This window comes from Companilactobacillus musae (genome assembly GCF_003967595.1).
Classification (GTDB): domain Bacteria; phylum Bacillota; class Bacilli; order Lactobacillales; family Lactobacillaceae; genus Companilactobacillus; species Companilactobacillus musae.
Genome location: NZ_BIFW01000009.1, coordinates 28,649 through 41,202, shown reverse-complemented (window position 1 = coordinate 41,202; position 12,554 = coordinate 28,649). Strand labels below are relative to the sequence as shown.

Genomic DNA, 12,554 nt, shown 5'->3' with positions numbered 1-12,554 from the left:
TATACCCAAATTTCTTAATAAATGTTGCTTTTTTAGTTTAAAATTCAGAATTTTTATTTGATTATATTCATACTAAGATTTTGTTTCATCAGTATGAATCTTGGTCAATACATGATTAAGCATCAGTTTATGATACTTATTATGCAAAGTTGGATCAGCGTCTTTAATATCAAGATACATTTGTTGATTTATCTTATCTAATATTTTATTGAATTGGTTAAGTTCTTCATCATTTAAAACTCTTAAATACTTAGGGATCACTTGAGTTCTTTTTTCAGTTTCTAAACGACCTTCTTCGGTCAAACTAACAATAATCACCCGTTTATCCGTCGAGGATTTTTTTCGTGAAACCAAGCCTCTTTTTTCGAGTTTGCGAACGAATTCGGCCATCGATTGAGGAGTCATATTAACTCTTTCTGCCAGAGCTTTTTGTGACATATTGTCATTGTCAGATAAGGCTAATAGTATTTTCCCTTGTCCTTGAAACAACGTTTTGTAGTCATTTTTATGTTGAGAATCATCTTCGGCAATATTTTGCAACATGCCAAATTCAACTAATTTACTCGCCGTTTTTCCCTGGCCCATTAAATTTGTCATAGATCATCGACCTCCAAGTTTTATTATACTCGCATATTTACTTTATTTCAGACGTGATGAAATAGTTCTTGACATTTAATCAGGTAGACCTTATTATCTAAATCGTCAGGTACACCTGATTATATAAAAAGAGGCTATTAAAATGCAAAAAAAATTCGCTATTAAAGTAAATCATCTTTCTAAAACATTTGGCAATCAAAAAGTTGTCGATGATATCTCGTTTACAGTTAACAAAGGTGAAGTATTTGGGCTATTAGGACCCAATGGAGCCGGTAAAACCACTATTCTTAGAATACTAACTACCTTACTAAAACCTACTGCTGGAGATGTAAATATTTTTGGCTATGACATAAAAAAAGAAAGCAAACTGGCCCGATCAATGTTTGGTGTAACTAATCAATACGCTGCCGTTGACGAAGATATTTCCGCTAGAGAAAATTTAATGATATTTTCAAGATTGAACGGTCTTTCAAAAAATGCATCCAAAGCTAGAACAAACGAATTATTAAAAGAATTTTCACTGGAAAATAGTGCTGATAAGACAGCCAAAAACTTTTCAGGTGGTATGCGTCGTCGTTTGGATTTAGCAATCAGTCTAATTACTCGCCCAAAAATCATTTTTTTAGATGAACCTACAACTGGATTAGACCCTCGTACCCGTACTCAAATGTGGGATACAATCAGAAATCTAGTTAAAGACGGATCAACTATTTTTTTAACTACACAATACCTTGAGGAAGCAGATACGTTAGCAAACCGTGTAGCCATCATCGATCATGGAAAATTAATCAAAATTGGTACTCCCGATGAATTAAAACACAACTTAGGTGATCTAACTTTGTCTTTAAAAGTTACCAACGACAACGACATTACTCGAGCTATAGAAATACTACAAGCGTCTTTAAATACTGAACCTAAATTAACAAATAACATCATTACCACAAAATGCAAAAGTACTGAACAAGCCATCGAAGGCTTATCCCACTTAAAGGATACTCAAATAAGTATTTCTGATCTATCTATCCAAGAACCTTCCTTAGACGATGTATTTATGAATTTAACAGTGGGTAAAAACTAGAAGCGAGGCAATATTACAATGAATATCAAAAGAAATCACATCAGTACAATTCAAAATATTTTTACTATGGCATATCGCAATCTACTAAAAACTTTTCATAATCCCGATCATTTTATGGATGTTTTAATTCAACCGATTATGTTTATGATATTGTTCGGTTACTTATTTGGAGGAGCCATTGCCGGCGGTGTTCAAGCATACCTACCAATAATTGTTCCCGGAATATTGATTCAAACGATTCTTTCAGCTGCTTCAGGATCTGGCACCCAAATTAAAGAAGATATGGAAACGGGTGTCTTTGATAGATTTAAATCACTCCCTATTGCACATATCGCTCCACTTGCTGGTCAGCTACTTGCCGATATTTTAAGACTAACGATTGCAACTACTGCCTCTCTTACAACTGGCTATCTAATGGGCTGGCGACCTACTGTTAACTTCGGCTGGATCATTGTCGTCGCCCTGATTTCAATTTTTACTGGTTGGGCAATTTCTTGGATATATGCACTTATTGGTTTATTGGCAAAACGCGCTACCATGGTCGAAAGTATTTCCTTAATGACTATGTTATTATTATCATTTCTATCAAATGCCTTTGTGCCAATCAATACGCTTCCTAAAATTCTACAAATCATCGCCAAACTTAATCCCATGACCTACGTAATTGATGCCATCCGTCAAATTCTAGCAACTGGCTCTTTCCCACCTGTTGCTTGGATTGTTTTACTATTTGGCTTAGGAATTGTTTTAATCTTTGCACCACTAACTGTCTTGGCATACAACAAATAAGGCTAATAGTAATCTGCAGAAATTTATATAATAAAAAACAACATTTATTAAGTATTCACGGTTTATAAATATACCTGAATTTCTTAATAAATGTTGTTTTCCTTTCAGTTGAAAGTTCAGAATCAACTGTTTTCTTTATTTAACTTTGCAGTCAACTTCATCATATTCTTAACTTTAGTTTTATTCTCTTTCAAATAAAAAGCTGGATTATTAACTCTGTATTTTCCGTTTTCTTTAACCCACATAGTTGCCTCAGGATTTTGGATCACGTAAAAATTTTTTGTTGTTAATCCATTCTTCTTTAACATGGCTTGACGATATTTATTCTCGGGCTGATAACGCTTTAATCCTAAAATAATTCTTTGTCCAATCTTAGGCATTGGTTTAGTAGCGGTTGTCGTATAAATACTAGTTTTCTTGTTAGGAAAACCAACTTGGTCTCCTTCATAATTTCCTTCAACACTAATAAAGTAATTTCCAGCCGTTGTTAAACCACCAGTAAATTCAGTTTTTATAGTTTTTCCTTGCAGTTCTTTATTCCCGGTCAACACTTTTTCAATCAAAATCGTCGCCTTAGTTTGAGTGTTCAGCAATCGATCAACCTCTGGCTGTAAGTTAAGTACTCTTGCTTTGACAGCTAATTGGTTGCCGCTTTTAAAACGTTTTAATGACATATCTTCATCATTGTACCCTTGAGGGATTACGGTCACATATTGATCGTAATTAGGATTGTCAATGTTTTGGGCAGCCCGAATTTTTTCATTCCAAATCTTTTGATTATGTTTAATTAATTTGGACTGTTGTTGCTGAGTCATCTTTGTACTTTGACTTTGTTTTAGGCTGCAACCACTTACCAATATTACAGATAAAAAAGATAGCACCAGTAAAACCTTTTTCATTCGATTATTGTTCCTTTGATATACTCATTTTTATTTTCAAGAAAAGATAATACCCAATTCCACCAATCAATGAAACTACTAGCCAAATCAAAATTATCATTACCAGAACAGCTGCCACAACTAATATCTTCTGATCTGTTGTCATAAATTGGTTCTTTAATTCTACAAGTTCATTAAATTTAAAAATAGCCTTTCGTACAACATGTAAAATCATAAAAGCAAGAACAACTAAGGCTGATTTTTTTAAACAATCAAATAATCTCACTTGCTTCATTTCACATGTTCTCCTTTTTTAAATTGAACACTAATAAAGTACGTAATTGCCGTCATAAATGCAGAAGACCCGGCAAAAATTATTAAAGAAGTCCAATTATAATAGCCACCATTTATCAACATGTAAATGTAAAAGACCACAAAATCTATTATTATTGCTGCTTTCTTACTCAAATTCGTAATAACGAGCAATAGTGACAAGAAGAATATCAACAGTATTTCCCAAGGAAAATTGTAAAAAATTGCTCGTTGATTATAGATATTTAGACCAATTGTTATTAGCATCCAAAATCCTACAAACATTAAAAAGTTTTTGATAACTCGATTCTTCATACTTCCCCCTCATAAAATGATATTTTAAGGTTAACATATCTGATCATCTCTTGTTGGACTTGGAACCGGATTTAATAGCTTTTCCCAGATAATAAGACCCTAAAGTTCCTATAACTCCAGCACTCAACAAAAATATCCATCCAAATTTTTGATAGCCTAGTGCTAGAGAGAATATTTCGATGAGAAAAAAGCTGACTACTAGATTCAGATATCGGTTTTGACGAGAGTAAGCAAACAAGAGTGAAAGGAAAAATACGCTCCAAAGAATTATTAATTGTCTAAAATCAAATACATAATTGTTGTACCAAATCATAAAAATATTAAGTAAAGTCCCAACTGTGTAAATAATCAATATTGATTGTAAATTTCTATTTTTCATTTTGTTCCCCCCTCTACTAAAAAGTCTATCAAACTTTGTCTTGTCTCACTTTCAGGGGAACTGTGAAAACATCATTTTAAATTTGGCATAAAAAAAGATCTGCTTCTGCAGATCTATCTTTAATATAAAATTAGTATCTAATCGTTGTTAACTTTCTTGCAAGAATTCAAGTTATCCTAAACTATTTTTTCAAGAAAGCAAGCACGTTCTTCTCATCTGGTTTCATATTTCCTGCTAAGAACGCAATTATGATCGCAACAATAGCAAACAAGAATTCCCATACTGACCATTTAAAAACTAGTGTTAAAACTAACATAATAAAAGCTGAAATCAACATGACTCCATCTCTGGGACCTAATTTCAAATATGAAAAGATCATCAGATGTCACTTCCCTCACTATTTAATATAAGCATTTAATATAAGCTCAATTAGGACTTGATTGTGTATGTAGAATTTTTAGGTAGCCTTTGTTTCCTTCTAATCGTAGCTTTATCGAAGCCTTAGGATAACCAGGCGCATAGCCCATTGCAAATTGTGCACCTATCTCTGGTAGGAAGAAGTCTAGGAATAATCCAAACATCCATTTAAATCCTAAGAACAGTATAACACTGTCTTTGTTTTTGTGAAAACGCTTTTACAAAAATACTCAGGTGAATACAAATTGAACCTGACCAAGCTCGAAAACTTTCAATGACAGTCTTGTTTAATGTCTTTGAAAAGCACTTGGATTATTGTTCAACTCATAAGAACATAAAAAAAGAACCATCCCAATTAAGGTATGGCTCTTAGTAAGATTTCTTAGATTACTTGTTCAAGTATTCTTCAACAAGCTTCTTGTTATCTTCGTTAGTAATTGATTCGTTAACGGCACGATCAGCCAATGTAGCAAGATCCTTTGTGCTCAACTTCTTCATCAAACTTCTTACACGAAGTACTGATGTAGCACTCATTGAGTATTCATCAAGACCCATGCTTAAAAGCAATGGAAGCATTGTGTTATCACCAGCGGCTTCACCACACATACCAGCCCACTTACCTTCTTTATGAGCTGATTCAATAACATGCTTGATCAATCTCAAAATTGAAGGATTATATGGTTGATATAGGTATGAAACATGTTCATTACCACGATCAGCAGCCATTGTGTATTGAATCAAATCGTTAGTACCAATACTGAAGAAGTCAACTTCTTTGGCAAATTGGTCTGCAAGAACGGCAGCGGCTGGAACTTCCATCATCATTCCTAATTGAATGTCATCAGAAACCTTAACGCCGTCTTTAACTAATTTAGCCTTTTCTTCTTCAAAGACCTTCTTAGCATCTCTAAATTCTTGCAAAGTACCGATCATTGGGAACATGATACGTAAGTTACCAAAAGCAGATGCACGTAGCAATGCTCTTAGTTGAGTTCTGAAGATTTCTTGTCTATCCAAACTAATACGGATAGCACGGTAGCCCAAGAATGGGTTCATTTCTTCAGGAAGTGGCAAGTAAGGAAGATGCTTGTCACCACCGATATCCATAGTACGGACAACGACTGGCTTACCCTTCATACCTTCAAGAACCTTCTTGTAGGCCTTGAATTGATCTTCTTCGGTTGGAAGGCTTTCTGATTGCATGTACAAGAATTCTGTACGGTACAAACCGATACCTTCAGCACCATTATCAACAACACCTTGTAAATCATCTGGTGTACCGATATTAGCGGCAATATCAAAGTGCTTGCCATCAGCAGTAACTGATGCCTCGTCCTTCAATTTTTCCCATTCTGCTTTTTCAGCAGCAAAGTCTTTTGCCTTTTGAGTATAACTCTTGATATCTTCATCAGAAGGATCAACAATAGCAGCACCATTCAAACCATCAATGATAACTGTTTCTCCTTCTTTAACATCTTTAGTGATTGTGTCAGTACCAACAACAGCTGGCAATTCAAGTGAACGTGCCATGATAGCTGAGTGAGCTGTACGACCACCGATATCAGTAACAAATCCCTTAACATAACTGTTCAATTGAGCTGTATCACTAGGTGTCAAATCATGAGCAACGATAACGACATCATGGTCGATCAATGCTGGATTTGGAAGTGTTACACCCAACAAGTGAGCCATAACACGCTTTGTTACATCACGTACATCAGCGGCTCTTTCTTGCATGTAAGGATTGTCTGTCATTCCTTCAAAAATGGCAATAAAGTTTTCAGATACATCGTGCAATGCTTGTTCTGCATTTACTTTCTTATCTGTAACTTCTTGTTCAACTGCACCTGTAAATTCTGGATCAGCCAAAATCATCTTATGTGCATCAAAAACTTGAGCTTCTTCTTCACCAAGAGACTCTTTAGCAATATCTCTGATCTTTGTTAACTCATCATCTGATGTTGAAATAGCATCTTTAAGACGACTGACTTCTGAATCAGCATCTGAAATACTTTTCTTTGTAAAAGACAAATCTGGTTGAACTAAAAGGTATGCTTCAGCAGTAGCGATACCATCACTAGCTGCGATTCCTTTAATAGTTTTAACCATTATTCTGCCAAACCTTCTTTTGTCATTGTGTCTGCAATAGCTGCAACTGCATCAGCAGCGTCGTCACCATCAGCAGTAATTGTAACGTCAGCACCTTGGCCAACACCAAGTGACATAACACCCATGATTGACTTCAAGTTTACTGATTTACCAGAGAATTCAATATTGATGTCTGAGCTAAATTTACTTGCTGTTTGTACCAACATAGTAGCTGGACGTGCGTGGATTCCTGTTTCTGCAATAATGTGAAATTCTTTCTTTTCCATAATAAATACCTCACCATATAATTATAAAATTCTGTAGTAAACCTACAAATATTCACTAATTAATTTACCATTATATCTTAATTTTCACAAGGGTTTAGTTTAAAAAATGTTGAGATAAGCCAGCTGTGATAAGACGTTTAACGCTTACAACACTAGAGCCTGAAAGCGTTTATATTATCAAACTTTTTCATAGAACTTTGAAAAAATATTATTTTTCTTCCATAGAATAACGAAAAAATAATTTTTCAAGACTTAGCACTTGCAATCACCGAGTGCTAATTATATACTACCGTTGTATCCTGTATCAAAGGAAAGGTGGGGTGCGAATGTTATGTCAGAATTGTCATAAGAATGAAGCAACGATTCATTTGTACACAAGTGTTAATGGTCAGAGGACGGAAATCAATCTCTGCCAAGACTGTTATCAAAAGTTAAGAAATCAAGCTAACGAAGGTATGAATAATATGGCACAAAATCCAAATGGTGGATTTTCTAGTTTTGAAGACTTGTTCAACGCCTTAAATGGCGGACAACAACCTAATGCTTTCGAGCAACAAGGTCCCCAAACTCAAACAGGTAATGGTGGCGGAAACGGCCGCAGACCCAGAGGTAATGGAGTCTTAGATCAATATGGTGTTGATCTTACTGCCCTTGCTAAAAAAGGACAAATTGATCCAGTCATTGGTCGTGACAAGGAAATCAACCGAGTAATTGAAATTTTAAATAGAAGAACTAAAAATAATCCTGTTCTAATTGGTGAAGCAGGTGTTGGTAAAACAGCTGTTGTTGAAGGTCTTGCTCAAAAGATCGTCGATGGTGATGTACCTGAAAAACTTCAACACAAACGTGTTGTTCGTCTAGATGTTGTATCTCTTGTTCAAGGTACTGGTGTTCGTGGTCAATTTGAACAAAGAATGCAACAACTAATTAATGAACTACAAAAGAATAAAGATATCATCCTCTTCATTGATGAAATTCATGAAATTGTTGGTGCTGGTAATGCCGAAGGTGGCATGGATGCTGGTAACGTTTTGAAACCTGCCCTAGCCCGTGGCGATATTCAATTAGTTGGTGCAACAACCTTAAATGAATATCGGACAATTGAAAAAGATTCTGCTTTGGAACGTCGTCTACAACCAGTTCAAGTTAACGAACCAACTGTTGACGAAACCGTTCAAATTCTAAAGGGGCTTCAACCTAAGTACGAAGACTATCATCATGTAAAGTATTCTAATGAAGCTATTAAAGCTGCTGCTGAATTATCAGCTCGTTACATTCAAGATAGATTCTTACCTGATAAGGCTATCGACTTGATTGATGAGGCCGGCTCAAAGAAGAACTTACAAATCAATCATGTTGATATGGCTGACCTTGATAACAAGATCTCTGATGCTGAAGTTCAAAAGCAAGCCGCTCTTCGTAATGAAGATTACGAAAAAGCTGCCTACTATCGTGATCAAGTTACTAAATTCCAAGATATGAAGAACAGCAACAAGGATGAACCTGCTGGTCAAAATATCGTTACTGATAAAGAGATTGAAAAGATAATTGAAGAAAAAACAAATATTCCTGTCGGTGAACTTCAATCAAACGAACAAGCTCAATTGAAGAACTTGGAGTCAGATTTGAAGGGTCACATTATTGGACAAGATAAAGCTGTTGGTGACGTAGCTAGAGCTATTCGTCGTAACAGAGTTGGATTCAACAAGTCTGGTCGTCCAATCGGTTCCTTCCTATTCGTTGGACCTACTGGTGTTGGTAAAACGGAACTTGCTAAACAACTTGCTCGTGAACTATTTGGTTCTGAGGATTCAATGATCAGATTTGATATGTCTGAGTACATGGAGAAACATTCAGTTTCTAAATTGATCGGTTCGCCTCCAGGGTATGTTGGTTACGAAGAAGCTGGTCAATTAACTGAACAAGTTCGTCGTAATCCATACAGTTTGATCTTGTTAGATGAAATTGAAAAGGCTCATCCCGATGTTATGCATATGTTCTTGCAGATCCTCGATGATGGTCGTTTAACTGATTCTCAAGGTAGAACTGTCAGCTTCAAGGATACTATTATCATCATGACTTCAAATGCTGGACAAGGCATGCAAGAAGCTAATGTTGGTTTTGGTGCTGAATCTAATGGTACAACTAACTCAGTTATGAATAGATTGTCAGAATTCTTCAAACCTGAATTCTTGAATAGATTTGACGGTATCGTCGAATTCAATTCACTAAGTAAGGATAATCTTCTCCATATCGTTGATTTAATGTTAAACGATACTAATAAGATGATTGCTGACCAAGGTTTAAGTATCCATGTAACAAAGGATGCTAAGAATAAATTAGTCGATTTGGGATACAATCCAAAGATGGGTGCTCGTCCACTACGTCGTGTGATTGAAGAACAAATTGAAGATAAGGTTGCTGACTACTTCTTGGATCATCCCAAGGATAAGCAACTAGAAGCTCATGTAACAAAAGATGAAATTCAAATTTCTAAGTATAGTGCACCTGATACCGAAGAATAATTAGTGGTGCTTTTGAGAAACTATCAATCGATAGTTTCTCTTTTTTTGTCTAAAAAAAATACAGTGCAGCAACAAAAAAGTTACTACACTGCATATATTAATCATTTTCAATCTTTAGAACTTTTCCATTTTGAGCATCAAGTGTTACTTCTTTACCATTGATATTAACTTCCCAAGTAGTAATATCATGATCTTTTTCTAACTTAAATTCAGTTCCTTGACCACCCTTGGCAGCCTTGCTGGCTAAATTATTGGCTTTTTCAAGGCTAATAACATTCTTAAAATCTAGTTTCTTTGTTTGAGCTTCATTCATATCGTCCTCATCCAAAGGTTCTTGAGACTTCTGTCTGATCTTCTTGTTAGCCGCATTGATATTTAATTGGTATTCCGTTGTACTATCAGCACCTTCGACTATATAAATTGGCTTACCAAGATGCTTTTCCAATTCCACCGAGACTACATTCGTTTTAGGAAAATGTTTCTGATAAATAGCCACTGCTTCATTAACAGTAATTTTAATCGTATCTTTCAAAGACTTTGTCGTTGGTGCATTTTCCGAATTATTATTGACCTTATTCTCTGATGAACAGCCGGCCATCAATCCTCCGGTTAACAGCAATACACTTATTCCCAATAAGTATTTTTTCATAAATGCCACATCCCCACTTGGTTGATTTATTTTAATTATATTGAATATAAGTGATTTTTACTAAAAATAAGGGTTATAAGCTATCTGTAAATTGCCAATTTAATTTTGTTTCATACTTGCCAGTTGCATTCATTTTATTATTATCTAATTCTAAGAGAATTCCTTTATCTGCATTCCAACTCAAGGAACTCATTTCTTGTCCACTCTTGCTTTGATAAACAACAGCTTCTCCAGCTAACAAATCTTGCTCATAGTCATCATCGAAATATTTCAAATGACCTTGGAGAGTGTTCTTCTTATCTTCACTAATAAAATCATGATCTTGGGAGACTGTTAAAACAATCGGTGTCTTATTTCTTCTCATATCATCAACATCAATTATATTATCTGGCCAATTGCTTTCATTATTTTGACGATAAATCACTTTATCATTACCGATTGGTTTAATTGAGCCATAGTCAATATCTTTGATTTTATACTCTAATTTATTAGTTGTTAAATTAAGATACCTAGGCGTACCAATCTTTTGAATTTTACTACCAGAATCATCGGTTCCATTGAGGTATCCTATTGACTTATAGGCTTCACGCTTATTTACATCCCCAATATTTGTGTCAACTGATAAATCACGACTTTGATTAATCCCTAAATTTATATTTTTAATACTAAGTATAATTTCACCTGTATCGTCGTCTTTAATGACATCATAACTATCATCTTCCAACTCTTTACCATCTAAGCTAACTGAATTGATAGTAGTTCCTACCCTTAAAAGTAAAGTATACGTAGCGTCCTTTAATTGACCTCCACTACTGTTATTTGTGATTTTAGTGTTATAAATTATATTGTCACCTTTATTGACATCGTATAAAATCGTATCATTATCACTCTCATCACTATAAGTATCATTTTTTAGTGTATCTTCCAAAGAAATATCTGGACCACCATCAGGTAAAACATTCAACCTAGCCTCATTAGTCGAATATTCATATGTTTTACCATTGGCTTTGACAGTAATATCTGCAAAAAATAATGTTCCATCGTCATCTAAGGTTGTTTCTGAAGTAGTATGCCCAACAGAATTATTTCCCACCTCAATTTCTGATTGTTTATGTGTTATTGGATCTTCTTTGAACCAGCGAATGCTATAATTCATATCCTCTTGATCTTCAAATTCACCAATATTACCCATTAATTTGAAAGTTGCTTTCTCACCGGCATTAACTGTCTGATCTTCCAAACCTCCACCAATTGTGACTTCTTTATGTCCTTTAACGACGGAACCATCATTATTAATGGCTGTTGCAGTGACAATCACTTTACCAGATTTAGTTCTAGTATTTGCGGTAATAAGTCCTGATTCTTCATCAATTGTAGCTAACTCAGTGTTATCAATGCTCCATTTTAATGTTCCAGTAAAGTTAGCTGGCGTGATCTTTGCATGCGCATATGTTGTTGTAGTAGTTATATCAGATTCATAATTATATAGATAATCATCATCAACTGAAACTTCAACATTAGTAGCTGAAACGTGCTTATCCAGAGCATGAATAGCTGCAACTTTTGAATAGACCGTTGGTGCCAATGGGTTCCAAGCTAGATACCATGATGTTTGTTGCTGATAATATTTAGTGCCAACACTTGTTGGTGTAACCGTTAAGTTCTTTTTTTGTCCGCCATTCTTTTTAGATACCTCAGCCCATTTGGAACCATCCGTTGTTTCATACCATTGATAATGCGGTAATGCAAAAGGCGTAACTAAGGCAGTTATGAAAGCTCTCCCCTGGTCAGTATGCAAAGTTACAGGACTATCCACTATTGTATAATTATCTGTTTTAGGTTGTAGTGAATAACCTGATGACATCCAAATACCTAAAAACTTTCTTACATCACCAGTTGGTTTCTTATATGGATTTATATCTTCAGTAGAAATTTCATCATCGGCACGAACTTCACGATGAATTTTGTCTGTGAAAAGACTTCCCGCTACAAACGTTAACATGGCTATCAATAATACCCATTTAACCTTTATCTTTTTCATGATGAAAACCCTTTCTATCTTATTAGCGTAACGATTATATCACGATACATTCTGTACTTAATCTCATATTTAATAATATTTATTTTATGAATTTGATTTATTTTTAAAATAAAACATTTATATTATTTTGGACTATTCAAAGTTTAAAATTTCCTTTAAATATATTTAAGATACCTATATAAAGGGAATTACTTCATTT

At 34.7% G+C, this 12,554-nt stretch carries 14 protein-coding genes; 3 read left to right on the top strand and 11 right to left on the bottom strand.

The genetic code is table 11. From position 1 onward, the window contains the following. Positions 1-72: 72 nt before the first annotated feature. Complete coding sequence (locus LAB100_RS09725) at positions 73-597, bottom strand: MarR family winged helix-turn-helix transcriptional regulator (protein ID WP_119327333.1); 525 nt, start codon at positions 595-597, stop codon at positions 73-75. Positions 598-739: 142 nt separating this feature from the next. Between LAB100_RS09725 and LAB100_RS09720 the strand changes: the two genes are divergently transcribed. Beyond that, complete coding sequence (locus LAB100_RS09720; protein ID WP_119327332.1) at positions 740-1,675, top strand: ATP-binding cassette domain-containing protein; 936 nt, start codon at positions 740-742, stop codon at positions 1,673-1,675. An 18-nt stretch (positions 1,676-1,693) separates the two neighbouring features. Beyond that, on the top strand, positions 1,694-2,464 hold the full coding sequence (locus LAB100_RS09715; RefSeq protein WP_119327331.1) for an ABC transporter permease: 771 nt from the start codon (positions 1,694-1,696) through the stop codon (positions 2,462-2,464). Between the two features lie 122 nt (positions 2,465-2,586). Here LAB100_RS09715 and LAB100_RS09710 read toward each other — a convergent pair whose 3' ends face one another. The 8 genes from LAB100_RS09710 to LAB100_RS09680 form a co-directional block, all read right to left on the bottom strand. Continuing rightward, the gene (locus LAB100_RS09710) at positions 2,587-3,363 is read right to left on the bottom strand and encodes a hypothetical protein (RefSeq protein ID WP_164715448.1); all 777 of its coding nucleotides are present in this window, start codon (positions 3,361-3,363) and stop codon (positions 2,587-2,589) included. Positions 3,364-3,367: 4 nt separating this feature from the next. Further along, positions 3,368-3,637 (bottom strand): DUF2976 domain-containing protein, encoded by a 270-nt coding sequence (locus LAB100_RS09705; protein WP_119327329.1) that lies wholly within the window; start codon positions 3,635-3,637, stop codon positions 3,368-3,370. Then, positions 3,634-3,969: a hypothetical protein gene (locus LAB100_RS09700; RefSeq protein WP_119327328.1), complete on the bottom strand. Its 336-nt coding sequence runs from the start codon at positions 3,967-3,969 to the stop codon at positions 3,634-3,636. Before LAB100_RS09700 ends, LAB100_RS09705 begins: the two co-directional genes overlap by 4 nt. A 43-nt stretch (positions 3,970-4,012) precedes the next feature. Next, complete coding sequence (locus tag LAB100_RS09695; RefSeq protein WP_119327327.1) at positions 4,013-4,348, bottom strand: hypothetical protein; 336 nt, start codon at positions 4,346-4,348, stop codon at positions 4,013-4,015. Between the two features lie 181 nt (positions 4,349-4,529). After that, on the bottom strand, positions 4,530-4,727 hold the full coding sequence (locus tag LAB100_RS09690) for a hypothetical protein (RefSeq protein WP_371851218.1): 198 nt from the start codon (positions 4,725-4,727) through the stop codon (positions 4,530-4,532). A gap of 46 nt (positions 4,728-4,773) precedes the next feature. Beyond that, positions 4,774-4,929: a hypothetical protein gene (locus LAB100_RS11590; protein ID WP_162894267.1), complete on the bottom strand. Its 156-nt coding sequence runs from the start codon at positions 4,927-4,929 to the stop codon at positions 4,774-4,776. A 223-nt stretch (positions 4,930-5,152) separates the two neighbouring features. Beyond that, the gene (gene ptsP / locus LAB100_RS09685) at positions 5,153-6,874 is read right to left on the bottom strand and encodes a phosphoenolpyruvate--protein phosphotransferase (protein ID WP_119327325.1); all 1,722 of its coding nucleotides are present in this window, start codon (positions 6,872-6,874) and stop codon (positions 5,153-5,155) included. Beyond that, positions 6,874-7,140, bottom strand: a complete 267-nt coding sequence (locus LAB100_RS09680; protein ID WP_057892306.1) for a phosphocarrier protein HPr — start codon at positions 7,138-7,140, stop codon at positions 6,874-6,876. Before LAB100_RS09680 ends, ptsP begins: the two co-directional genes overlap by 1 nt. Positions 7,141-7,466: 326 nt before the next feature. On the opposite strand from LAB100_RS09680, the gene LAB100_RS09675 reads away from it, so the two are divergent. Beyond that, positions 7,467-9,665 (top strand): ATP-dependent Clp protease ATP-binding subunit, encoded by a 2,199-nt coding sequence (locus tag LAB100_RS09675; RefSeq protein ID WP_119327324.1) that lies wholly within the window; start codon positions 7,467-7,469, stop codon positions 9,663-9,665. 97 nt (positions 9,666-9,762) lie between these two features. Here the strand turns inward: LAB100_RS09675 and LAB100_RS09670 are convergent, their stop codons facing one another. Next, on the bottom strand, positions 9,763-10,314 hold the full coding sequence (locus LAB100_RS09670) for a PepSY domain-containing protein (RefSeq protein ID WP_119327323.1): 552 nt from the start codon (positions 10,312-10,314) through the stop codon (positions 9,763-9,765). A gap of 73 nt (positions 10,315-10,387) precedes the next feature. Next, complete coding sequence (locus tag LAB100_RS09665; RefSeq protein ID WP_119327322.1) at positions 10,388-12,355, bottom strand: hypothetical protein; 1,968 nt, start codon at positions 12,353-12,355, stop codon at positions 10,388-10,390. Positions 12,356-12,554 lie beyond the last annotated feature (199 nt).

Coding starts and splice junctions, on each gene's coding strand:
- LAB100_RS09670 (WP_119327323.1), bottom strand. CDS start 10,314: ATGAAAAAATACTTATTGGGAATAAGTGTATTGCTGTTAACCGGAGGA.
- LAB100_RS09725 (WP_119327333.1), bottom strand. CDS start 597: ATGACAAATTTAATGGGCCAGGGAAAAACGGCGAGTAAATTAGTTGAA.
- LAB100_RS09705 (WP_119327329.1), bottom strand. CDS start 3,637: ATGAAGCAAGTGAGATTATTTGATTGTTTAAAAAAATCAGCCTTAGTT.
- LAB100_RS09710 (WP_164715448.1), bottom strand. CDS start 3,363: ATGAAAAAGGTTTTACTGGTGCTATCTTTTTTATCTGTAATATTGGTA.
- LAB100_RS09700 (WP_119327328.1), bottom strand. CDS start 3,969: ATGAAGAATCGAGTTATCAAAAACTTTTTAATGTTTGTAGGATTTTGG.
- LAB100_RS09695 (WP_119327327.1), bottom strand. CDS start 4,348: ATGAAAAATAGAAATTTACAATCAATATTGATTATTTACACAGTTGGG.
- LAB100_RS09715 (WP_119327331.1), top strand. CDS start 1,694: ATGAATATCAAAAGAAATCACATCAGTACAATTCAAAATATTTTTACT.
- LAB100_RS09675 (WP_119327324.1), top strand. CDS start 7,467: ATGTTATGTCAGAATTGTCATAAGAATGAAGCAACGATTCATTTGTAC.
- ptsP (WP_119327325.1), bottom strand. CDS start 6,874: ATGGTTAAAACTATTAAAGGAATCGCAGCTAGTGATGGTATCGCTACT.
- LAB100_RS11590 (WP_162894267.1), bottom strand. CDS start 4,929: ATGTTTGGATTATTCCTAGACTTCTTCCTACCAGAGATAGGTGCACAA.
- LAB100_RS09680 (WP_057892306.1), bottom strand. CDS start 7,140: ATGGAAAAGAAAGAATTTCACATTATTGCAGAAACAGGAATCCACGCA.
- LAB100_RS09665 (WP_119327322.1), bottom strand. CDS start 12,355: ATGAAAAAGATAAAGGTTAAATGGGTATTATTGATAGCCATGTTAACG.
- LAB100_RS09690 (WP_371851218.1), bottom strand. CDS start 4,727: ATGATCTTTTCATATTTGAAATTAGGTCCCAGAGATGGAGTCATGTTG.
- LAB100_RS09720 (WP_119327332.1), top strand. CDS start 740: ATGCAAAAAAAATTCGCTATTAAAGTAAATCATCTTTCTAAAACATTT.